The sequence below is a fragment of the Desulfosporosinus acididurans genome (genome assembly GCF_001029285.1).
In the GTDB taxonomy this organism is placed as follows: domain Bacteria; phylum Bacillota; class Desulfitobacteriia; order Desulfitobacteriales; family Desulfitobacteriaceae; genus Desulfosporosinus; species Desulfosporosinus acididurans.
This window is the reverse complement of sequence record NZ_LDZY01000002.1, coordinates 290,373-312,264: the sequence shown is the minus strand read 5'-3', so window position 1 is coordinate 312,264 and position 21,892 is coordinate 290,373. Positions and strand designations below refer to the sequence as shown.

23 protein-coding genes are annotated in these 21,892 nt (G+C 45.3%); all 23 read right to left on the bottom strand.

Translation table 11 applies throughout. The features are described from left to right. Positions 1-210: 210 nt before the first annotated feature. The 23 genes from carB to secY all read right to left on the bottom strand — a co-directional run bounded on the left by carB (position 211) and on the right by secY (position 21,892). Positions 211-3,405, bottom strand: coding sequence for a carbamoyl-phosphate synthase large subunit (gene carB / locus DEAC_RS03600; protein WP_047808661.1), 3,195 nt, complete (start codon positions 3,403-3,405; stop codon positions 211-213). Then, positions 3,395-4,495 (bottom strand): glutamine-hydrolyzing carbamoyl-phosphate synthase small subunit, encoded by a 1,101-nt coding sequence (gene carA / locus DEAC_RS03595; RefSeq protein ID WP_047808660.1) that lies wholly within the window; start codon positions 4,493-4,495, stop codon positions 3,395-3,397. The genes carB and carA overlap by 11 nt, the downstream gene beginning before the upstream one ends. A gap of 81 nt (positions 4,496-4,576) precedes the next feature. Further along, on the bottom strand, positions 4,577-5,791 hold the full coding sequence (locus DEAC_RS03590) for an acetylornithine transaminase (protein ID WP_047808659.1): 1,215 nt from the start codon (positions 5,789-5,791) through the stop codon (positions 4,577-4,579). Positions 5,792-5,928: 137 nt separating this feature from the next. Further along, a complete protein-coding gene (gene argB / locus DEAC_RS03585) occupies positions 5,929-6,825 on the bottom strand; it encodes an acetylglutamate kinase (RefSeq protein ID WP_047808658.1) in 897 nt (298 codons plus the stop codon). An 18-nt stretch (positions 6,826-6,843) separates the two neighbouring features. Continuing rightward, positions 6,844-8,106, bottom strand: a complete 1,263-nt coding sequence (gene argJ / locus DEAC_RS03580) for a bifunctional glutamate N-acetyltransferase/amino-acid acetyltransferase ArgJ (RefSeq protein ID WP_047808657.1) — start codon at positions 8,104-8,106, stop codon at positions 6,844-6,846. Positions 8,107-8,124: 18 nt separating this feature from the next. Next, positions 8,125-9,150: an N-acetyl-gamma-glutamyl-phosphate reductase gene (gene argC / locus DEAC_RS03575; protein ID WP_047808751.1), complete on the bottom strand. Its 1,026-nt coding sequence runs from the start codon at positions 9,148-9,150 to the stop codon at positions 8,125-8,127. Between the two features lie 335 nt (positions 9,151-9,485). Beyond that, entirely contained in the window at positions 9,486-10,652 is a 1,167-nt protein-coding gene (locus DEAC_RS03570; protein WP_047808656.1) for a M20 family metallopeptidase, read from the bottom strand. A 180-nt stretch (positions 10,653-10,832) separates the two neighbouring features. Next, positions 10,833-11,561, bottom strand: coding sequence for an N-acetylmuramoyl-L-alanine amidase (locus tag DEAC_RS03565; protein ID WP_047808655.1), 729 nt, complete (start codon positions 11,559-11,561; stop codon positions 10,833-10,835). A 129-nt stretch (positions 11,562-11,690) separates the two neighbouring features. Continuing rightward, entirely contained in the window at positions 11,691-12,086 is a 396-nt protein-coding gene (gene rpsI / locus DEAC_RS03560) for a 30S ribosomal protein S9 (protein ID WP_047808654.1), read from the bottom strand. A 24-nt stretch (positions 12,087-12,110) separates the two neighbouring features. After that, positions 12,111-12,542: a 50S ribosomal protein L13 gene (gene rplM, locus DEAC_RS03555; protein ID WP_047808653.1), complete on the bottom strand. Its 432-nt coding sequence runs from the start codon at positions 12,540-12,542 to the stop codon at positions 12,111-12,113. A gap of 257 nt (positions 12,543-12,799) precedes the next feature. Continuing rightward, positions 12,800-13,585 carry a tRNA pseudouridine(38-40) synthase TruA gene (gene truA, locus DEAC_RS03550; RefSeq protein WP_047808652.1) on the bottom strand — a complete coding sequence of 262 codons (786 nt, stop codon included), beginning with the start codon at positions 13,583-13,585 and terminating at the stop codon, positions 12,800-12,802. Positions 13,586-13,616: 31 nt separating this feature from the next. Continuing rightward, positions 13,617-14,381, bottom strand: coding sequence for an energy-coupling factor transporter transmembrane component T family protein (locus DEAC_RS03545; RefSeq protein WP_047808651.1), 765 nt, complete (start codon positions 14,379-14,381; stop codon positions 13,617-13,619). Between the two features lie 10 nt (positions 14,382-14,391). Next, positions 14,392-15,840 carry an ABC transporter ATP-binding protein gene (locus DEAC_RS03540; RefSeq protein WP_053006267.1) on the bottom strand — a complete coding sequence of 483 codons (1,449 nt, stop codon included), beginning with the start codon at positions 15,838-15,840 and terminating at the stop codon, positions 14,392-14,394. 72 nt (positions 15,841-15,912) lie between these two features. After that, on the bottom strand, positions 15,913-16,251 hold the full coding sequence (rplQ, locus tag DEAC_RS03535) for a 50S ribosomal protein L17 (protein ID WP_047808650.1): 339 nt from the start codon (positions 16,249-16,251) through the stop codon (positions 15,913-15,915). A 24-nt stretch (positions 16,252-16,275) separates the two neighbouring features. Next, entirely contained in the window at positions 16,276-17,223 is a 948-nt protein-coding gene (locus DEAC_RS03530) for a DNA-directed RNA polymerase subunit alpha (RefSeq protein ID WP_047808649.1), read from the bottom strand. A gap of 69 nt (positions 17,224-17,292) precedes the next feature. Further along, on the bottom strand, positions 17,293-17,922 hold the full coding sequence (gene rpsD, locus DEAC_RS03525) for a 30S ribosomal protein S4 (RefSeq protein ID WP_047808648.1): 630 nt from the start codon (positions 17,920-17,922) through the stop codon (positions 17,293-17,295). A gap of 13 nt (positions 17,923-17,935) precedes the next feature. Continuing rightward, positions 17,936-18,325, bottom strand: a complete 390-nt coding sequence (rpsK, locus tag DEAC_RS03520) for a 30S ribosomal protein S11 (protein WP_007778485.1) — start codon at positions 18,323-18,325, stop codon at positions 17,936-17,938. Positions 18,326-18,343: 18 nt separating this feature from the next. Next, entirely contained in the window at positions 18,344-18,715 is a 372-nt protein-coding gene (rpsM, locus tag DEAC_RS03515) for a 30S ribosomal protein S13 (RefSeq protein WP_047808647.1), read from the bottom strand. A gap of 92 nt (positions 18,716-18,807) precedes the next feature. Beyond that, positions 18,808-18,921 carry a 50S ribosomal protein L36 gene (gene rpmJ, locus DEAC_RS22555; protein ID WP_083995862.1) on the bottom strand — a complete coding sequence of 38 codons (114 nt, stop codon included), beginning with the start codon at positions 18,919-18,921 and terminating at the stop codon, positions 18,808-18,810. 18 nt (positions 18,922-18,939) lie between these two features. Further along, on the bottom strand, positions 18,940-19,158 hold the full coding sequence (infA, locus tag DEAC_RS03510) for a translation initiation factor IF-1 (RefSeq protein ID WP_014825592.1): 219 nt from the start codon (positions 19,156-19,158) through the stop codon (positions 18,940-18,942). A gap of 39 nt (positions 19,159-19,197) precedes the next feature. After that, on the bottom strand, positions 19,198-19,944 hold the full coding sequence (map, locus tag DEAC_RS03505; RefSeq protein WP_047808646.1) for a type I methionyl aminopeptidase: 747 nt from the start codon (positions 19,942-19,944) through the stop codon (positions 19,198-19,200). Between the two features lie 6 nt (positions 19,945-19,950). Further along, entirely contained in the window at positions 19,951-20,592 is a 642-nt protein-coding gene (locus DEAC_RS03500; protein ID WP_047808645.1) for an adenylate kinase, read from the bottom strand. A gap of 13 nt (positions 20,593-20,605) precedes the next feature. Then, positions 20,606-21,892 (bottom strand): preprotein translocase subunit SecY, encoded by a 1,287-nt coding sequence (gene secY, locus DEAC_RS03495; protein WP_047808644.1) that lies wholly within the window; start codon positions 21,890-21,892, stop codon positions 20,606-20,608.

The window sequence follows — 21,892 nt, the reverse complement described above, 5'->3', positions numbered from 1 at the left end:
TTATTCACGAACTTGCTTAATGTTATCATGCCCCAATTTCTATATTCGATGGACCATATTTGAAAGAATATTATTATGCGGCGCAAAACTATAATAGGCGAATATCATAAAACTCCTGATTGACATAAGTGTCAACCAGGAGTTTTTTTTATCTAATCGTAAGGCTCTCACTTCTACAAGTGAAGTGATTCCCATACCTGTTGCAGGCAACTAAGCTAAATATTCCTGCAGAGAAAGTACCTGCGGCTTTGTCTGGCTTCTGATCTCCTGCAGCGCACGCACAACTGCTTTTGCTGTATCCATTGACGAAAAACAGGGTACGCCATGTTCAACAGCTAAACGTCTTAACAAATAGCCCGTGTGTTCCGGAGTCGTTCCTTTTATCGGTGTGCTAAGGATAAAGGAAAACTCGCGCTGTCGAATAGCTTCCTGTAAAGCCTGACTTGATTCACTAACCACGTCAACCTTTACACCGCAGAGAGCTAAAGCCTTGGCCGTATCACCGATTCCTTTAACCCCAAAACCAAGCTGAGACAGTTGTCGGGCAAGGGTTATCGCCTCAGGGCGGTCCTTTTCAGCAACAGATACTAAAATGCTGCCATCCTGTGGCAAGGGAACACGCGAGGCCGCAAAGGCTTTGGCCAAAGCATGGCCGAACTGAGTGTCCATGCCCAGAACCTCCCCCGTTGATTTCATTTCCGGTCCCAGAGAAGTTTCAACTTTGGTCAGTTTTTCAAAGGAAAAAACCGGGGCTTTAACGACAACGTAAGGCATCTCGGGAGCAAGGCCATGCTTATAGCCCAGTTCCTGTAACGACTTACCTAAGGCAACCTGAACCGCTAAATTCACGAGAGGAATTCCCGTAACTTTAGAAAGAATTGGCACGGTTCGACTTGCTCGGGGATTAACTTCCAAAACATACACTTTACCACGAACAACAACAAATTGAATATTGATAAGTCCTCGAATGCCGATTCCAGAAGCTAAGCGACAAGTATAATCCTGAATCTGGTCAATCTCGGAAGGAGTCAAGCTTTGGGGAGGATAGACTGCTAAACTATCTCCGGAATGGACACCGGCGCGTTCTATATGCTCCATAATTCCGGCAATCACCGTGGTCTCTCCGTCTGAAACGGCATCAATTTCAACTTCTTTGCCCTCTAAATAGCGATCCACTAAGATCGGATGTTCCGGTGATAGGTAGATAGCCCGACGCAAGTAGTCTTTCAGTTCTTCAAGAGTATAGACGACTTGCATAGCGCGACCTCCAATGACATAGGACGGACGGACAATCACTGGAAATTCCAGTTCCTCTGCTACGGTTGAAGCCTGAGCGATAGAGGTCACACTGCGGCCTTCAGACTGTGGGATTCCTAAGCGGCATAATAGCTCAGCGAAACGTTCCCGATCCTCAGCCAGGTCAATAGAATCCACAGGAGTACCAAAAACCTTTACTCCTGCATCTTCAAGCCGACCGGCCAAATTAATAGCTGTTTGCCCGCCAAATTGAACAAGTACGCCATCTGCCTGCTCTTTATGCAAAACATGAAGCACGTCTTCGACAGTTAAAGGCTCAAAATAGAGTTTATCTGCCGTATCAAAATCCGTAGAAACTGTTTCAGGATTGTTATTGACCATGATTGCTTCTATACCGGCATCTTGCAAAGCCACGAGAGCATGAACGGAGCAATAATCGAACTCTATCCCTTGCCCAATCCGAATCGGTCCTGAACCCAAAACAACGATCTTGGGGCCGGAAGTGACCTCGCCCTCATCTTCTTCTTCATAAGAAGAATAATAATAAGGGGTTGCCGAGGCGAATTCCGCGGCACAAGTATCTACAGTTTTGAAGACAGGGATTATCCCCAGTTCCATCCGCAAATTCCTTACCGCTTCCTCCGTCCGCCCTGTCAGCTTGGCAACGGCTAAATCCGAAAACCCTTTGATCTTGGCCAGTCGCAGCAATTCTGAAGTTAAGGGCTCACCTTGAAGGCGGCGTTCCAAAGAAACCAGTTCCTTAATTTTCGCTAAATAGAAGGGATCAATTTGCGTAAGCATTTGAACTTCTAAACTCGTCCAATCCCGACGAAAGGCTTCCGCAATCGCAAAAAACCGTTCATGGTCTGTTGAAGCAAGCTTGTCTTCGATTTCCATCTCTGTCCAGCCCCCGGAAGCAGCAATACGAAGGCCTACACTTCCGATTTCCAAGGAACGAGCTGCTTTTAAGAGAGCCCCTTCTAAGGTTCGTTCCATAGCCATAACTTCGCCCGTTGCTTTCATTTGAGTGCCCAAGCGATGGTCTGCTGCCGGAAACTTATCAAAAGGCCAGCGCGGAAATTTAACAACCACATAGTCCAAGGCTGGCTCAAAACAGGCGCTTGTGTGTCCGGTGACAGGATTCGTTAATTCCGGAAGTGTAAAACCAACAGATAGAAGGGCAGCCATTTTGGCAATCGGATACCCCGTTGCTTTGGAAGCCAGAGCGCTGGACCGGCTAACCCGAGGATTTACCTCGATGACCACATACTCTCTGCTCACCGGATTCAAGGCAAACTGAACATTACACCCTCCATTGACGCCTAAAGCCCGAATGATTTTTAAAGACGATGAGCGCAGCATTTGGTATTCCACATCACACAACGTTTGCGAAGGGGCTACGACAATGCTGTCTCCCGTATGGATACCGACGGGATCTATATTTTCCATATTACAAATTGTAATACAGTTGTCAGCATCGTCCCGCATAACTTCATACTCAATTTCTTTCCAACCCGCTACACTTCGCTCTAAAAGACATTGACCTATGGGACTGGCTTGCAGTCCTCGCTGTAAAATTTCTTCCAATTGTTTGGAATTCTTAGCGATTCCGCCGCCTGTTCCGCCTAAAGTATAGGCAGGCCGAATAATCAGCGGGAAGCCCTGGCTCCGCGCGAAGCTTTTCCCTTCATCAAGGGATGTCACAATAGTACTTTCGGCTACAGGCTCTCCAAGCGCAAGCATAGTCTCTTTAAAGGCATCACGGTCTTCTGCCTTATAAATCGTTTCCGCATTGCAGCCAATCAAATCAACACTGTATTTTTTCAACACGCCGCTGCGTTCCAACTCCATAGCGAGATTAAGACCCGTTTGACCTCCCAGGGTAGGCAGCAAAGCGTCGGGATTTTCCTTTTCAATAATTCGTGCCAGGGATTCAGGCAATAATGGTTCAATGTACGTAAGATCAGCCATTTTGACATCAGTCATAATTGTGGCTGGATTACTGTTTGCTAAAACCACCTCTAAACCCACTTCCCGTAAAGCTTTGCAGGCTTGAGTACCGGCATAATCAAATTCTGCGGCTTGCCCGATGACAATCGGCCCTGAGCCAATGACAAGGACCTTTTTCCAAGCCGGATTAAGAGGCATGCTGAGCCCTCCATTCCTGCATTAATTGTGCAAACTCGTCAAATAAATAAAGAGATTCACTCGGGCCGGGACCGGCTTCTGGATGATATTGAACAGAAAATACGGGTAAATCCTGATGTTTAACTCCTTCAACACTTTGATCGTTGAGATTGCGGTGGGTTACATATAAAGGAGTCTGAGCTAAACTGTTCTCAGATATCGCATAACCGTGGTTCTGGGAAGTAATCGTAACCCGCTTTGTCTCAAGCTCCTGTACAGGTTGATTTCCTCCCCGATGTCCAAACTTCATCTTATAGGTATCGCCTCCTAAGGCCAGCGACAAGAGTTGATGACCGAGGCAAATACCGAAAATAGGACGTTGATTAATCAAGTTACGAATTGTTTCTATCCCTGCTTGAACACATTTGGGATCACCTGGGCCATTGGAAAGGAAAACCCCATCAGGACGCCGCTTGAGGATCTGCTCGGCCGAGGTGTTGTAGGGAACAACCGTCAACTGGAATCCCTGAGCCTGCATAGCCTGCAAAATATTGTTTTTGATCCCGAAATCCATAACCACAACATGAAAGGAGCCTTTTTTCGATTCCGTAGGCGGCAGGGTATATATTTTCTTGGTGCTGACGTCTGCTACAACGTTCTCCGGAACTTGCCAGGTTTTTAGTTTAGCGGTTAGCTCGTTAAGGTGTTCCAGGCGGGTTGTGATTACACCGCGCAGAACTCCATATTCGCGTATAATTCTTGTTAGGGCACGGGTATCTATCCCTTTGATCCCCACAACGCCGGCTTGTGCCAATGTTCTCGAGATATTTTTCTCGAGCTGCCAATGATTAGGATTAAGAGCAGCCTCTTTGACGATAAATCCTTGCACTTGGACTTTTTCAGACTGATCATCTTGCTTGTTAATTCCGTAATTTCCGATGAGAGGATAGGTCATACAGACCATTTGCCCAGCATATGAGGGGTCTGTCAGTACCTCTTGATAGCCCGTCATTCCTGTGTTGAAGACCACTTCACCCCAGGCCTCTCCAGAGGCTCCAAAGGATTCCCCCATAAAAACTTTGCCTGTCTCAAGAACGAGTGCTGCCTTCATTTTATCCCTCCTCGGATCAATAAATTAGTTCTGCCTTGTCTATTCATTTTGCACATCCACTATAAATTTGCTTTTCTTGGTCTACTTCCAAAGTTCAGCAAACACTTCGTCTAGTAGTTTCAAAGCTTCATCAATTTCAGGTTTTTCCACGATCAGTGGAGGGAGAAAACGCAGAGTCTTGCCGCCTACACAGTTAATGAGTAATCCTTTTTGGAGACAACGAGCTACAATTTCCGGACCAAACTTAGATACCGGCCAGCCAAGGATAAACCCTTGCCCTCGGATGGGATCTCCTGTTTGATACTTCTGCGCTAAATGTTCCAGACCTTGTCGAAAATAGTTTGCTCTTTCTTGAACGCCCGTGAAAAATCCTTCTTGAAGCATAATATCTAAAACTGCACATCCTGCCGCTGTAGCCAAAGGATTGCCGCCAAAGGTTGAGGCATGGTCTCCAGGCTGAAACACATTCGCGACCTTATCGGTGGCCAGCATTGCACCCATTGGAACACCGCCCCCTAAAGCTTTGGCTAAAGTCATAATATCGGGAGTCACACCGCTCCACTCGTAGGCAAAGAGCTTACCGGTTCTTCCCACGCCGCACTGTACTTCATCAAAAATTAACAAGGCGCTATATTGATCACACAAGTCCCTCGCAGCTTGGAGAAACTCCTTGGAACAAGGAATAACTCCCCCTTCACCTTGAATGGGTTCAATAAAGACTGCAGCCGTCTTTTCGTTAACTTTAGCCTTTAAACCTTCTAAATCGTTAAGTGCCGTATAGCTTAGACCGACAGGCAAAGGAGAATACCCTTTTTGATACTTTGTTTGTCCGGTTAAGGTTAAGGTCGCCAATGTGCGCCCATGAAAGGAGTTTTTCAGAGATATTACTTCATATTTGTGGTCACCGTACATTTCTTTAGCATATTTGCGAGCCAGCTTAAAAGCAGCTTCATTGGCTTCAGCTCCGCTATTGCAGAAGAATACTTTGTCAGCAAAGGAATGCTTCACTAAACGCTCTGCAAGAGCAACTTGATTAGGAATCCAATATAAATTTGAAGTATGCAATACTTCTTCGGCCTGTTCTTGAATCGCCTGCACGATAGCCGGATGGCTGTGCCCCAAAGAATTGACGGCTAATCCCGTCAAAAAATCCAGATAGCGTTTTCCTTCTGTATCCCAAACCCAGACGCCTTTCCCTTTAACAATGGTCATAGGCAAACGACCATAAGTATTCATAACCACGTTTTTTCCACGCTCAATGATGGCCTCTGTGGATAAACCTTCTAACTGTGTCATTGTCTCATTCCTCCCTATCTCTTTTAAGACCCCCACTTCTATAAGTGGGAGTGGGTCCTTCGTTAACCTCAGGTGGGTGGGGTAGAGTCCTCACCTAAAGCCCCGATGTTCAGCTTTAGCTGAACGAGTTCACTGCCTTAGTCCTTAAACATTGTTCCTATACCGCCGTCGGTAAATAATTCCAGAAGTATTGCATGGCGTATTCGTCCATCAAGGATATGGACACTGCCTACCCCTTGTTCTAGTGCGGACACAGCACACTCAACTTTAGGCAGCATTCCGCCCTGTAAAACTCCTTCTTCTATCAGCGTATCTACTTCATCTCGATTAACCGTTGAGATCAGTGAATCTGGATCCCCAACATCACGAAGAATACCACGCACATCCGTCAACAAAAGCATTTTGTCTGCTTTCAGAGCTTCCGCAATTTTCCCCGCGGCAGTATCCGCGTTGACATTGAAGGTTTCCCCATTTTCACCGCTGGCAACCGGAGAAATTACAGGAATATATCCTTGCTCTAACAGAGTATTCAAGATATTGGGTGTCACTGTATGAATCTCACCGACAAGTCCTAAATCGATTTCTTCCATAGTTCCGTCACTATTTGGCATTTTGAGAGGTTTCTTAGTTGCCAATAAGAGCTGTGCATCTTTTCCAGATAAACCAACACTTTTTCCACCAAAACGGTTCAACATAGCGACTATCTCTGTGTTCAGCTTCCCTACTAAAACCATTTGGGCTATTTCCATCGTTTGAGCATCGGTAAATCGCAAGCCCTTAATAAAATGGCTCTCAATGCCCACCTTTTTCAGCATGGCATTAATCTCTGGGCCTCCGCCATGGACTAGAACCGGACGGATCCCCACGGAATGCAAAAGCAAAATATCTAACATGACAGATTCCTTGAGCAACGGATCTACCATGGCATGCCCGCCATATTTAATGACGACTGTTTTCCCTGCAAATTTTTGGATATAGGGCAGTGCTTCTACCAAAACACCGGCTTTGCCAATTCCCTCTTCAATCGGGGTCATTTCTTCCGCCTCCGTTCTTTAGGTTCTATAACTCCCATTGATCGTGACATACTCATGGGTAAGGTCACAACCCCAGGCAGTGGCATTTTCCGATCCATCATTCAAAACTAAGCGTATCTCTACTTCTTTGTGCTGCAAAATTTCCTTCGCGGTTTCTTCGGAAAAAGAAATCCCTTTCCCTGCTTGAGCTACAGCCAAATTACCCAGGAAAATATCAACACTGTTCGGATTAAAGTCTGCACCTGAATAACCTGCAGCAGTCAAAATTCTTCCCCAATTGGCATCTTCCCCGAACAAAGCGGCTTTGACCAAACTGGATCCGCAAATACTGCGAGCGATTTTACGGGCATCTTCTTTTGTCTTAGCCCTAGTAACCTGTACTTCCATAAGTTTACTGGCGCCCTCCCCATCACGGGCAATATCTTTAGCCAGTTGTATGCACATCGCCTTAACCATAGCTTCAAAGTTGACCATGTCGTCGCCATTTGGTGCAATCCCAGACACACCATTGGCTAAAATCAATACCATATCGTTGGTACTCGTGTCTCCATCCACAGTCACCATATTGAAACTCTCCTCAACAGCTTCTCGGAGAAGATGCTGCAAGACTGCAGCGGGGACCTCTGCATCTGTTGTCAGGAAACCTAACATGGTTCCCATATTCGGATGAATCATTCCGGAACCTTTCGCCATGGCCCCAAGTTTGATAATTCCTCCTTGTGAGCAAGGAAGTTCATAGGCATATTCTTTAACGACGGTATCTGTTGTCATAATAGCTAAGGCTGCTCGATGAGCTCCTTCCGCTAAAGAAGCATCACGCTTTTCATCGGAAGCCTTCTCCATAGTTTTGAACAACTCGGTACCGGCGTTTTTAATACCGGTTAACACTCGTTCAAGAGGCAGCTCTACTCCAATTACGCCGGTTGAGGCCACAAGCACATCATCTTGAGGAATCGCTGCGGTCTCTGCCACTGCCTCAGCCATTGCTTCAGCAGATTGTTCCCCAAACGCACCGACGCAGGCATTGGCGTTGCCGCTGTTAACGACAATACCTTGAGCCATCCCATTCTGCAAATGACGCTGGTTTAAATAAAGAGGATGTGCCTTAACCAAATTTTTAGTATATACTCCTGCTGCTTGAGCTTGAACTTTTGAATAAATTAACGCCACATCATATTTGTCCGGATATTTAATACCTGCTTTTACGCCTTCCGCATAGAATCCCTGCGGTGCTGCGATACCGCCCGCAATTTGTTTCCAAGGTTCAACTGTTTTAACCATAGTCTCATACTCCTTCACTCAGGGCCAGAGCGCTGTCCCACTCAATCCCAATTCTTCCGGCCATCCCACGACCAGATTCATATTCTGCACTGCCTGCCCTGCAGCACCTTTCATCAAATTATCGATCGTAGATACTATAACGGCATTACCGGTTCTCCGATCTACAGTTAATTGCAAAAAGGCATGATTGCTGCCGCTGGAAAATTTCGTCTGAGGCCACGTTCCCTGCGGCAAAAGGTGGACAAACTGTTCGCTCGCATAGTGTTTTAACCAACAGTTTCTCAAGTCAGCCTCATTAATTCCCTCTTTAACCTTGGCATAGATGGTGATTAACATTCCCCGTGTCATGGGCACCAGATGAGGCGTGAAACTTACCGTTAATGGCTGACCGGCCGCCCGCGATAGTTCTTGCTCTATTTCAGGAGTATGGCGATGGCTGGCGACTCCATAGGCTTTAAAATTTTCATTAACCTCTGAAAAATGATTGCCTAAAGAAACCCCTCGGCCTGCTCCCGAAACACCCGATTTAGCATCGATGACCAACATTTCCGTCTGAAGCAGCTGCTCTTTCAGCAGGGGGACAAGAGCCAATAAGGTCGCAGTTGGATAACAGCCTGGATTGGCAATTAAAGATTGGCCTTTAATTTTCTCGCGGTATAACTCCGGTAAACCATATACCGCCTGACCAAGCAAATCGACGTCAGGATGCTTTAACTTGTACCATTCCTCATATACTTGGGCTGAATTCAGGCGAAAGTCGGCTCCTAAGTCAATAACTTTTATCTTACGATCAAGAAATCCTCTTGCTCTGGAGGCTGTCAAGCCATGAGGAAGAGCACAGAATAAAACATCAAGATCGGGAACATCTTCATCTTGTAAAATACCAATATTTTGACCGTTCCAGTGTGGATAAACCTCCTCATACCCTTGGCCTGCCACACTGGACGATGAAAGAACAAGCTCAGCAACTTCTTCATGGCGACGCAAGAGCCGTACTAATTCTTGTCCTGCATACCCCGTGGCCCCTAGTACACCAACTCTCATTGTCATTTCCTCCACTCTTGTTTCGTTTTCATAATTATACATTCGCTCGTATAATAATTCAATGCCTTCCATTAAAAAAGAGCCTGTCTTAACCAGCCTCTTTTCTCTCTTAATCGTTGATCAAAGTTAACTTGCCTTAGTTTATGACAATTTATCCCCATTTATGATTCATTATTCTTCAGGTGCCAAATGACCTGTATATCCTCCCGCAGAAGCGAGTGCAAATAGCCAAAGGCGTTCTCGCTTCACTAGTATAGTGGAGTGAGAACGCCTTTAGCCAATTTTTAAGACCCCCACTTCTTGTAAGTGGGGATTCAATGAGAGTGCCAACAAGTTCAAGTTTTGGCTCGAAACTCTTTCTTAATTTGCTGCAGCAGTTTTTTGTCCCTCAGGACATCTGATCCTGTAAAAGCAAGAATTTGCATTGCCAGCATAACAAGCTTTTCCCCTTCCGAAGACAGAGCTGCCTTCGCAAATTCCTTAGTATGTGGTATCTCTGTCCCGCTGCCCAAGGCTAAATAGGGGTGTATTGCCGGAACTGCCCGACTGACATTACCCATATCCACTGAACCCATTGCCGTCTGAGGAGAGGCAATATGACGAATCCCTAACTCGCGCAGATTTTTCGTAAAACAATCTGCCAAAGTCAAATTTGTGAGCATTTCATCGTAAGAAAATTCGAATTTTTGCCAAGTCATTTTGGCAGAAACCATCGCTGCTGCCCCTTCGGCACAGCGAATGACCTGCTCCCGCAATTCATCAAGTTCTTTTCGCTTCCGCGCCCGGAGGTAAAAACGAGCAACGGCGCGATCCGGAATAATGTTCGGGACCGTTCCTCCTTCAGTAATGACTCCATTAATTTTCATGTCTTGGGAGATTTGCTTTTTGAGAGAATTTATCCCTACAAAGAAATTGATAACTGCATCGAGGGCATTTATGCCAAAATTAGAGGCCGCAACCGCATGAGCAGCCCTGCCATGAAAGGTAAACTCCAAGGCATCCAAAGCCAAGCTGAAAATTACAGGGACATTTTGGCTTCCGGGATGAAACATTATTGCAGCATCGACACCATTAAAAATTCCTTCTTCGACCAGCGTCACTTTAGCTCCGCTGGTTTCTTCAGCTGGACTGCCAACCACAATAATTTCCCCGGGGACTTCCAAACTCTTGCTTAAGATTACAGCCGCTCCGGCACTGGCAGCACCAATCAAATTATGTCCACAGCCATGGCCAACCCCGGGCAAAGCGTCATACTCAGCCAGAAAGGCAATCTTAGGTCCGGGAATATTGCTTTTAAAACAAGCTAAAAAAGCAGTTTCTACTCCCGCAACTCCTCTCTTCACCTCGAACTTATGTTTTTTAAGAAAATTACTTAACACCTCAGAAGCAAAGTATTCTTTATATCCGAGTTCCGGGTGCTCACCGATCTGACGAGCAATTTCCCACACGTCTTTGTGCAGATGCTGTGCCTGATCTCGATAAAAAGCCTTAATGGCATCCATGCACATCCCATCTCTCCGCTTATTTTTAGTTTCCTCATATCTCCTCTAATTCTTTAGGGCTGCTTCATACATATTGCTTCAAGAACACCACATTCTCGTTTCTAATCCTATTTTACCTACAATCCTTTTTCAACGCAACGAATATTCTGATTCATCTTCGACTTCCTTATTGATTCTTGATTAATTCTGATTTGCAGTTTGTTTACTAAAATACTCGTTTAAACCTTGATATATCGCGACAGCCAAAGTCTCCTGATACTCCGGAGTTGTTAATAATTGCTCTTCAGCAGGGTTCGACAAGAAACCGACTTCAACGGTGACGGCTGCCTGATGAGCTTTTTTAAGGATATAGATATCTTTATTAGCTTTAATAAGCCGTTTGCCCTTCGTCATTAGATTCAATTTTTCTTGAATAGCTTGCGCTAATAATTTTCCTTCCGCTGAATCTGCATTATAAAACGTTTGAGCTCCAGTCAATTTTTCATTGGGAAAACTATTAGCATGAATGCTTATAAACACCTCGGCTTGAGCTTCCATTGCCAATTGAATTCGTTGAGCCAAATCTTCTCGTTTCCGTTTTAAAAGTCCTTGGGATGTTCCTAAATCTTTATCCTCTTCACGAACCATAATTGTTTTTGCGCCGCTTTGCTGAATATGAGCTTGCAGACGTTTCGCTACCGCTAAAGTAATATTTTTTTCTAAGACTTTGTTTTTTCCTACAGCTCCGGGATCAACTCCACCATGACCTGCGTCAATAACAACCACTCGATGACCAAGCGTCCAGCTCCATATTTTTTGGTTTGTGCCTTCTAATTTCCAAGCTGCGGCAAGAATTAGACACACCATTAGAATACTGCCTATGATTAACGCTTTTCGAGGTTTAAAAGCAACTACCCGGATTGTTTTCATTTTCCTCACCCTCCCCATCTATTCCGTCACTACAATATGGGGAGAGGGAGGAAAATATGCGTTGAGCAGATCACTTTAGAGTAAAAAGGCAAACCCCCCAAACCAAGAAGGCCTGAGGGGTTCTGATAATTAACGTTTAGAGAATTGTGGAGCCTTACGGGCTTTCTTCAAGCCGTATTTACGACGTTCCTTCATTCGTGGGTCACGAGTCAGGAAACCGGCGCGTTTCAAGCTTGGACGAAGACTTGCATCAGCCTTCAATAAAGCACGAGCTATTCCGAGACGAATTGCACCGGCTTGACCGGTGGTTCCGCCTCCGTGAGCAAGAGCAATAACATCATATTTTGCGAGAGTATCCGTTATATTAAATGGCTGCTGAACAATCATTTCTAAAGTCTTCTTACCGAAGTATTCGGATAATTCGCGTTTATTAATCGTAAATTTCCCTTCACCGGGAATAAGACGAACGCGAGCAATAGCGTTCTTGCGGCGGCCTGTTGCCGCATATTGTAATTGAGTTGCCATAGTTATTCTTCCTCCTTCCTAAACCTACTGTATTGTCCAAACTTCAGGTTGTTGAGCTTGATGAGGGTGTGATTCTCCCTTGTACACTTTTAACTTAGTGTACATTTGAGCGCCCAACCTGTTATGAGGAAGCATTCCCTTAACAGCATGTTCCATCGCACGTTCAGGCATGGTTTTCATCAGCTTCTTGTAGGGGATCTCTTTCAATCCACCAGGAAAGCCGGAGTGACGACGATAAAGTTTAGCATTTAATTTATTACCCGTGAGTATCAACTTTTCTGCATTAATAATAATAACGTGATCCCCTGTATCGACATTCGGGGTAAAAGTTGGTTTATGTTTACCTCTTAGGATACGTGCTGCTTCTGTTGCAACACGGCCCAAAGGGATACCTGCAGCGTCAATGATATACCATTTGCGCTCTTGGTCCTGCGCCTTCGCAAAAAACGTAGTCATGACTTTCCCTCCAAAAATTATCAGTTTCCGTTTTGTTTCACGCTCATGGGGCTCAATCATGCTCGTGATATGTCAAGGTTATGGGGCTCAATCACAGCCATGACATAAAAACTCATAATGCTATTTTATTTAGATTTTCTTTCCTTGTCAAGTCAATTCCTTATCAACTTCAATTTGAAAGACGATTTTTCGCCTTTCAGACTCTGTTACACGATTCATGCTAACAAAAGAGTATTAATACCTAAATACCTATAATTTTACTTAGAATTAAGATCGGGAAATACTTCAAAAGGACTTTCCTCGGTGTAATTCACATGCGTTAGAAACAAACCATGGGCAGAAGCAATCAGGCGGGCACGTCTCCGCTCTTGACTCTTAATAATATCCGGTATCTCTTCTGGACTAATTCGCCCTCTTCCAACATCAACGAGTGTACCAACAATGATCCGTACCATATGGTATAAGAATCCGTCACCCACACAAGTTACACGGATCAAATCCTGATCAAACCGTACTTGACAGCGATAAAGCGTTCGTTCAAAGGTTTTACTGTCGCCTCCGGCGGCGGCGAACGTTTTAAAATTGTGCCTTCCTTCCAGGAAGTTTGCAGCAGCTTGCATGTTCGAAATATTAAGAGGTACAGGAATATGCCAGGTATATAACCGTTTAAAGACATCCGGTATTCGCCGATTATCGATCTGGTAATCATAGCGCTTCCACACTGCAGACCAGCGCGCATTAAAATCGAAGGGGACATTCTCTGCCAGAAGAATGCGTATATCCTTAGGAAGCAAACTATTAAAAGCCTTAGAAATTTTATCTTCCGGTATTCTTGCCTCTGTTTCAAAATTAACAATCTGGCCGGAAGCATGAACACCTGCATCGGTCCGTCCCGCCATAGCTAGAGTCACCTTTTCATCCACCAGTCGCTGCCATACGTCTTCTAAGGTTCCTTGGATCGTAGGACCTGCTGTTTTGATCTGGCGCTGAAAGCCATGATAATTTGTACCGTCATAGGCTACCTTGAGCCGTATGTTTCGCATCGTATGCCACCAACCTCCACGAAGTCCCGTTTTAGTGCCAGATTAACAGCAGCACTCCCCATAATCCAACAGCAATTCCGCCCCACCAGTCCATTGCGGTTCTTTCATGAATTAAGAACGTTCTAAAGCTGCCTGAACCATATCCGCGGGCTAACATAGTTTCTCCAAGTTCTTCTGCTCGCTTTAAACTGATAAGAATTAAGGGAACAATAAGCTGGCATATCTCCCATGAACGCCGCAGCCATGTGGTTGGCCAATTTCCCTTTATCATTCTCGCCTTCCAGATTAATGCTGCTTCTTCACCCAGAAGCGGAATAAAACGCAAAGTCAGAGTCAGTAAAAGAGCAAATTCTGCTGCTTTAGTTGAAAGACTGGTCAGGGGCGCGAAAAAATAGACAATTCCCAGACCTTGTTCCATAGGCAGGGTTACTGCCGCAAAGAGCCTGGTCAAACCAAAAATTAGGGTTATACGCCAGAGCATGAAAACCGCCTGCAATAAACCTGCCTGCGACCAGTGCCCTTGCCAAAAAGAAGCTGATTGACTCCAGACCCACCCTGCAGCGACACCATAAAATATCCCTAACCATAGGAGAACAAACGTCATCCCCCGAAATAACCTCAAAGGAGTGTGGCTTATGATCACCAGCCCCATAAGTGCCAATGACGTTAGAACTAATCCCTGCCAACGAGTCAACGTCAGGAGGAGTGACAAAATCGCCAATCCGCCCACCTTTAACCTTGGGTCCAGCCGGTGAAGAACACTATCGCTGAACCAATAAAGTTCCTGAGAATCCATCGTCCCCCTCCTAACAGTGCACTCCAGAGCGGATGAATTCGTCCCTGTAGTTGCCCCACTCCTCGACGAGGCAATCAAGCACGATTTCGCCGTTTTCGACAAGCCAAATCCGGTCAGCTGCCCCCAACACGTCTCTAAGATCATGGGTTACGAATAGAATTGTAATTTCCCGGAGGGAGAAAATTAACCTCTGTATACTTTCCCTGCTCTTCGCATCCAGGCCGAGCAATGGTTCATCCAGCAATAAAATCTCCGGTAAGGTCTTCATGGCAGCTGCCAAAGCTACTTTTTGTCGCTCGCCGCCGCTCAGCCTTTCAGGAGCAACCCTTGCCAGATGAGCAGGGATTCCATAGCGGTTCAAATACAATTCCTGCTCTGCGCTGGGAGATTTAGCGACAGTCCTCTGCTGATGGTAGAATATTTCCTCGGATACACTGCGGCCGATTAGATATTCTCCCGCCTCTTGCAGGACGAAGCCCATTTTTCGCCGCAAATCGCCGCTATTATGCTTGTTCATTACTTCCCCGTTAACCAATAATTGCCCTTTGGCCGCCAGGGTAAAGCCATAAACGCTTTCTAAAATTGTTGTTTTACCAGCTCCCGAAGGTCCCACGATTGCCAAAAATTCACCGGGTTTTATGGACTTATTAATCTTCAAACGTGAATTGAAGTCTGCCTCTTCCCATACTAAAATCCGACGTTGATCCTCTTTCCTTGGTCCTGCTTTCAACTCTGAAAATTCGTGACTTTGCTGCGTCGCTTCAAAAATTGAGAGTTCCGCATAATGGGCCTCAAAAGCATCTCTGGGATTGCCCCAATCGACAAGAAATCCATCGTGAAGAACTAACAATCTGTCTGCCTGTCGTGCCAGTTCCGAATCATGTGTAATCCATAGCTGTCCTGTCGTAATCCGTGCTTTTCTTAGGAGCTCTAATATACTATCTTGAGCCTTGGCATCAAGCATGCTCAGCGCCTCATCCAAGATTAAGAAAGATGGTTGAAGAGCCAAAATCGCAGCTGTGACAAGTCTTTGGCGTTGCCCGCCGGATAGCGTTGCGGGAGACTGATTCTCTTTACCCTGCAAACCAATCTCCCTTGTCAATTGTGACACATGGTAACGTACAGTCTTTTGATCCATGCCAAGGTTAATTAGCCCGAAACCCAACTCTTCAGCAACCGTTGCCCCAATGGTCTGCCGCCTTGGATGTTGGCCTATAAAGCCTATTTCACGCCATCGCTCAACGGCCTCCCAAGGAAGAATTCTGCCATTTTCCTGCAAGCGGATCTCACCTTTATTGGGTGCAATTAGACCAGCAAGCAAACGAGCCAAGGTCGACTTACCTGCACCGTTCAACCCCATCAGGGCAAGGATTTCTCCCTTTCGCCAGTTCATAGTGACTCCTTTGAGGATGTCACCATAATAAAGGTTTTGAAGTTCGAGAACCTTCGCTGAGTTCAAGAAACCACTCCCTAAAGTTAGCAAAGGCCGGGCGCTTAACTTGTAAGCAACCCGGCCTTTAGCAACTCGCTTCTAGACGAGTTCAACGATAACCAATGACGCAGCATCTCCCCGGCGCATGCCGAGTTTCATAATACGAGTATAGCCTCCCTGACGGTCAGCATACTTTGGCGCAATGGTATCAAATAATTTTTTAACAACATCCTCATCCATTAGATAAGACATCGTTAAGCGACGTGCTGCCAGATCGCCTTGCTTTCCAAGCGTAATCATCTTTTCAGCAATTGAACTAAGTTCCTTGGCGCGTGCTTCGGTCGTTTCAATACGTTCGTGTCGTAATAGGGAAGTGACAATGTTGCGCAACATTGCTCCGCGATGACCTGAGTTTCTTCCCAACTTGCGGTAAGCCATTACATTCCCTCCTTTTGCACCGAATTAGTCCTCAGACGGGCGGAACGATAAACCTAAGTCTTTAAGCTTGAATTCCACTTCTTCTAAAGACTTACGACCAAGGTTACGTACTTTTATCATGTCTTCCTCCGTTTTTTGAGTCAACTCTTCAACGGAGTTAATTCCTGCACGTTTCAGGCAATTGTAAGAACGGACAGATAGATCCAATTCCTCAATCGTCATCTCGAGGATTTTATCTTTGGCTTCTTCTTCTTTTTCTACCATGATTTCAACATTATTAAGTTTATCTGTAAGTCCCATAAAGAGGCGCAGATGATCGCTCAAAATTTTTGCTGCCGAACTTGTAGCCTCTTCTGGAGAAATACTGCCATTAGACCATACTTCAAGGGTTAACTTGTCGTAATCCGTAGTTTGCCCTACCCGAGTGTCCTCTACGGTATAGTTAACCTTGTAAATAGGAGCAAAGATTGAGTCAATAGGAATAACTCCTATAACTTGATCAGGCTTTTTATTTCTGTCAGCAGAAACGTAACCACGTCCGCGTTCTACCGTCATTTCCATAAATAATCGGCCATCATGATCTAAAGTAGCAATTTTTAAGTCACGGTTTAGAATCTCAATATCTGGGTCTGTTATGATATCCCCCGCCGTCACAATCCCTTCATGCTGGGATTCTAAACGAATGACTCTGGGTTCGTCTGTATAGCCTTTTAAGGCTAAGGACTTTAAATTAAGAATGATGTCAGTAACATCTTCTAAGACACCCGGAATCGTGGAAAACTCATGGAGTACCCCTTCAATTTTGACTGAAGTAACCGCTGACCCTTCAAGAGAGGATAACAGGATCCGTCTTAGTGAGTTTCCTAAGGTGATCCCGTAACCCCTTTCCAAAGGCTCAACTACAAATTTTGCATAGGAGTCATCTTCAGAACGCTCGACACACTCGATTCTGGGCTTCTCGATTTCTAACATCGGAATGCACCTTCTTTCTCGAGAACTTGATATACAATCCATCCGACCCAAAAGGGCAGAACGTCAACATTAACGGGAGTATTTCTCCACGATGAGGTGTTCTTGAATTGGAAGTTGAATATCTTCACGAGTAGGAAGCGCAACAACGGTTCCTGCAGCTGCATTTGCATCCAAGCTTAACCATCCCGGAACAGAACGTGTGCCTAAGTTTTCCAGAAGTTCTTTCATTCTGGGTGAGCTCTTACTGCCTTCTTTAACAGCAATAACTTCACCAACACGTACTGAATAGGAAGGTATATCGACTCGTTTGCCATTTACGGTAAAGTGACCATGACTGACGAGTTGACGTGCTTCCGGACGGGATGAAGCAAAACCTAAGTGGAATACGACATTATCCATGCGTCGTTCTAACAAGACTAATAAGTTCTCACCGGTAACTCCTTTGCGGCGAGCTGCCTCATCAAAATAGTGTTGGAATTGTTTTTCCATGACACCATATAAACGACGGGCTTTTTGTTTTTCACGCAACTGAAGACCATACTCAGTAGGTTTCTTGCCACGAGCCTGACCGTGCTGTCCGGGGGCGTAAGCACGACGGTCAATAGCACATTTTCCAGTATAGCAACGTTCTCCTTTAAGGAATAACTTCATACCTTCACGCCGACATAAGCGACAAACTGGTCCAGTATATCTAGCCATGATTACACACCTCCTATACCCTTCTGCGTTTTGGTGGCCGACAACCATTATGTGGAATCGGTGTCACATCTTTAATTAAGTTAACTTCTAGGCCTGCAGCTTGCAGCGCACGAATGGCAGCTTCACGTCCTGCTCCAGGACCTTTTACATAACATTCAACATCTTTCAAACCATGTTCCATTGCAACCTTTGCACAAGTCTCTGCAGCCATTTGTGCTGCAAATGGTGTGCTCTTACGTGAACCTTTAAACCCTAAGGAACCTGCACTTGACCAGGAGAGTGCGTTCCCGCTGGTATCCGTAATGGTCACCATGGTGTTGTTGAAGGTGGACTTGATATGGGCAATTCCACTCTCAATATTCTTACGTTCCCGGCGCTTTGTCCGGACAACTTTACGTGCCATCTCGGTTATCCCTCCTTATTACTTCTTACGTTTTGCTCCGACAGTCTTAGCCGGACCCTTACGAGTACGAGCATTGGTTTTCGTGCGTTGTCCTCTCACGGGAAGTCCCCGACGATGACGCAAACCACGATAGCAACCAATTTCCATCAGACGCTTGATATTGAGGGAAACTTCGCGACGCAAATCGCCTTCAATTTTGAACTCTTTATCAATAACTTCCCGAAGCTTGCCGACTTCGTCTTCTGACAAGTCACGCACTCGGACATCTGGACTCACACCTGTTTTGGCGAGAATCTTATGTGAAGTCGGAAGCCCAATGCCATAAATATAGGTCAAGGCAACTTCTATACGTTTCTCGCGCGGTAAATCAACCCCAGCGATACGTGCCATCTAAAATTTACACCTCCAATGTTTTCAGCTCTTACCATATAAAAATCGGTGCATTAGAGAAAATCTCCAATCAGCCGCGCAACCGAAACTATTTACCCTTGGCGTTGTTTGTGCTTCGGGTTTTCGCAAATGACCATGATCTTACCATGTCTGCGAATGATTTTACATTTTTCGCAGATGGTTTTAACAGAAGGCTTTACTTTCACCGTAATCCCTCCCTTGACTTACTTAAACCTATAAGTGATTCTGCCCCGTGACAGGTCGTAGGGAGAAAGTTCCACCGTCACCCGATCGCCGGGAAGAATCCTAATAAAATTCATGCGTATTTTACCAGAGACATGGGCCAGTACTTTGTGTCCGTTAGGCAATTCAACGGAAAACATCGCGTTTGGCAATGGCTCTAATACTTTACCTTCTACTTCAATAACGTCTTCTTTAGACATACTTAAATTCCCCTCCTCTGACAATCCTACGGTATAGACCTAACTTCGAGTCAGAATTTCCAAGCCATTTTCCGTAATTGCGACTGTGTGCTCGAAATGAGCCGACGGCTTCTTATCCTTCGTGACCACAGTCCAGTGATCCTTCAGCGTCAGCACTTCATACGTCCCCATGTTTACCATGGGCTCAATAGCCAAGGCCATACCAACCTCGAGTCGTGGCCCCCGGCCAGGCTTGCCAAAATTAGGGATCTGCGGATCCTCGTGCATGGCTCGGCCAATTCCGTGCCCGACATAATCACGTACAATCGAAAAGCCATTGTCTTCTACATGCTTTTGAACTGCATGTGATATATCATAAAGTCGATTTCCAACTTTCGCCTGAGCAATACCGAACATTAGTGATTCTTCAGTTACCTTTAAGAGTTTTATGAGATTTTCATCAACATCGCCGATTGGCAGAGTTAGAGCAGCATCTCCGAAATATCCATCAATGACCGCTCCACAATCAATACTGATAATATCTCCAGATTCTAAACTCCTTAAACTTGGGATTCCATGAACAACCTGTTCATTAACCGATGTACAGAGTGTCGCCGGAAATCCATTGTAACCTTTAAATGCAGGGATTGCACCTTGAGCACGAATATATTCCTCTGCCCTGCGATCCAATTCAAGAGTCGTAATCCCAGGCCTTGCGACCTCACGCATTAATGCGAGAGCATCGGCCACAATTTTCCCTGCTTTACGCATCCGCTTAAACTGGCTGGCATTTTTAAGCTCAATCATGGTTAATTAGCCCAAGGCCTTGAGAATATCCGCAAAGACCTTATCGATTGGCTGATCACCATTGATTCGTTTCAGCAGACCTTGTTGTTGATAGAAATTGATCAAGGGTTCTGTCTGTTGATTATAAACGTTTAAGCGATTCTTGGCAGTTTCCACAGTATCGTCGGAGCGTTGATAAAGCTCTCCTCCGCACTGGCCACAGACACCTTCCTGTTGGGGAGGATTGAAAACCATATGATATGAAGCTCCACATTTACGGCAGACGCGGCGTCCGGTTAGACGCGGAATTAAGACATCCTCGGCTACTTCAATATTAATGACGCCATCAAGCTTCATGCCAAGACGATCCAAGATCTCATTTAAAGCATTCCCTTGAGCCAGTGTACGCGGGAACCCATCAAGAAGGAACCCTTCAGCACAATCCGGTTGTGCTAATCGCTCTGCAACAATTCCAATGGTAACTTCATCTGGAACCAATCCGCCGGCATCCATATATGACTTCGCTTTTAATCCTAAAGCTGTTCCCTCTTTAATTGCTGCACGGAACATATCACCTGTGGAGATATGAGGAAAATGATATTTTTCCACCAGTGGACCTGCTTGAGTACCTTTACCTGCTCCTGGACCGCCCATTAATATAATTTTCATCTCTATTCCTCCTTTACTTCATAAACCCTTGATAATGCCTTGACATAAGCTGGGATTCGATCTGTTTCATCGTTTCAAGCGCAACCCCAACTACGATCAAAAGGGAAGTACCACCAAAATAGATGTTTTTTAGACCTGTCAGTCCCATGACTATTGTCGGTAGAATTGCTATCAATGCAAGGAATATGCCGCCTGCCAGCGTAATCCGGCTTAGAATCTTGGATAGATATTCAGCCGTAGGACGCCCAGGACGAAGGCCAGGGATAAATCCTCCATACTTCTTCAAATTGTCCGCTACATCCACTGGATTAAACGTAACAGCCGTATAGAAGTAAGTAAAGAATATTATGAGCACCGCGTAGACCAGCAAATAGGGGATGGACTGAACCGACCCATTCATGCTGAACCAAGTGTTGACAAATCTCGCAAATCCAGAAGTTGGCATCCATGTTGCAATTGTCTGCGGAAACGCGAGCAAAGAAATCGCGAAGATGACCGGAATAACACCGGCTTGATTAACCTTCAAGGGAATGTGACTGCTTTGTCCTCCATACACCCGTCGACCAACAACTCGTTTCGCATACTGAACCGACACCCGTCGAGTTCCTTCCTGAACATAGACAACTCCTGCGATAATAAATACCACAATGACTGCCAGTCCAAGAAGTGAAAAGACGTTGATCTCATGAACCGTAAACAAACTATACAAGTATTTTAAAGCATCAGGTACACGCGAAACAATACCTGCAAAAATAATCAGCGAGATACCATTTCCAACACCGTTCTCTGTTATCGCTTCACCAAGCCACATTAAAAACGCTGTTCCAGCAGTTAAGACGAGAGCCACTAAAAAATAAACAGCCCACTTCCATGGGGAGTTGGGAACCATCAAGGCGCTGCGGATCCCAAAGGTGAGACCGAAGGCCTGAATAAAACCCAAAGCAACTGTCCCATATCGTGTATACTGGGTAATCTTTTTGTGACCATATTCGCCTTCTTTAGAGAGTCTTTCTAAAGATGGGATCACAATCGTCAGCAGCTGAATAATGATAGAAGCTGTAACATAAGGAGTAATGCTTAAGGCAAATACTGTGAGTCGTTTAAAGGAACCTCCTGAGAGCGTGTCCATAAAATCGAACATGCCCCCAGTTCCAAGCATATTCTTTAAAACTTCATGATTAACAAACGGGATGGGTATATGTGCTCCGATACGGAAGATCAGGAACATGAGAAGAGTGAAACCGATTTTCTTCCTGAGATCCGCTACATTCCACGCATTCTTCAGGGAATCGAAAATCAT

Excerpts from the sequence above, each read along its gene's own strand:
- carB (WP_047808661.1), bottom strand. The coding sequence starts at position 3,405 with ATGCCTCTTAATCCGGCTTGGAAAAAGGTCCTTGTCATTGGCTCAGGG.
- carA (WP_047808660.1), bottom strand. The coding sequence starts at position 4,495 with ATGAAGGCAGCACTCGTTCTTGAGACAGGCAAAGTTTTTATGGGGGAA.
- DEAC_RS03590 (WP_047808659.1), bottom strand. The coding sequence starts at position 5,791 with ATGACACAGTTAGAAGGTTTATCCACAGAGGCCATCATTGAGCGTGGA.
- argB (WP_047808658.1), bottom strand. The coding sequence starts at position 6,825 with ATGACCCCGATTGAAGAGGGAATTGGCAAAGCCGGTGTTTTGGTAGAA.
- argJ (WP_047808657.1), bottom strand. The coding sequence starts at position 8,106 with ATGGTTAAAACAGTTGAACCTTGGAAACAAATTGCGGGCGGTATCGCA.
- argC (WP_047808751.1), bottom strand. The coding sequence starts at position 9,150 with ATGAGAGTTGGTGTACTAGGGGCCACGGGGTATGCAGGACAAGAATTA.
- DEAC_RS03570 (WP_047808656.1), bottom strand. The coding sequence starts at position 10,652 with ATGGATGCCATTAAGGCTTTTTATCGAGATCAGGCACAGCATCTGCAC.
- DEAC_RS03565 (WP_047808655.1), bottom strand. The coding sequence starts at position 11,561 with ATGAAAACAATCCGGGTAGTTGCTTTTAAACCTCGAAAAGCGTTAATC.
- rpsI (WP_047808654.1), bottom strand. The coding sequence starts at position 12,086 with ATGGCAACTCAATTACAATATGCGGCAACAGGCCGCCGCAAGAACGCT.
- rplM (WP_047808653.1), bottom strand. The coding sequence starts at position 12,542 with ATGACTACGTTTTTTGCGAAGGCGCAGGACCAAGAGCGCAAATGGTAT.
- truA (WP_047808652.1), bottom strand. The coding sequence starts at position 13,585 with ATGCGAAACATACGGCTCAAGGTAGCCTATGACGGTACAAATTATCAT.
- DEAC_RS03545 (WP_047808651.1), bottom strand. The coding sequence starts at position 14,381 with ATGGATTCTCAGGAACTTTATTGGTTCAGCGATAGTGTTCTTCACCGG.
- rplQ (WP_047808650.1), bottom strand. The coding sequence starts at position 16,251 with ATGGCTTACCGCAAGTTGGGAAGAAACTCAGGTCATCGCGGAGCAATG.
- DEAC_RS03530 (WP_047808649.1), bottom strand. The coding sequence starts at position 17,223 with ATGTTAGAAATCGAGAAGCCCAGAATCGAGTGTGTCGAGCGTTCTGAA.
- rpsD (WP_047808648.1), bottom strand. The coding sequence starts at position 17,922 with ATGGCTAGATATACTGGACCAGTTTGTCGCTTATGTCGGCGTGAAGGT.
- rpsK (WP_007778485.1), bottom strand. The coding sequence starts at position 18,325 with ATGGCACGTAAAGTTGTCCGGACAAAGCGCCGGGAACGTAAGAATATT.
- rpsM (WP_047808647.1), bottom strand. The coding sequence starts at position 18,715 with ATGGCACGTATCGCTGGGGTTGATTTACCGCGCGAGAAACGTATAGAA.
- infA (WP_014825592.1), bottom strand. The coding sequence starts at position 19,158 with ATGTCTAAAGAAGACGTTATTGAAGTAGAAGGTAAAGTATTAGAGCCA.
- map (WP_047808646.1), bottom strand. The coding sequence starts at position 19,944 with ATGATTGAGCTTAAAAATGCCAGCCAGTTTAAGCGGATGCGTAAAGCA.
- DEAC_RS03500 (WP_047808645.1), bottom strand. The coding sequence starts at position 20,592 with ATGAAAATTATATTAATGGGCGGTCCAGGAGCAGGTAAAGGTACTCAA.
- secY (WP_047808644.1), bottom strand. The coding sequence starts at position 21,892 with ATGATTTTCGATTCCCTGAAGAATGCGTGGAATGTAGCGGATCTCAGG.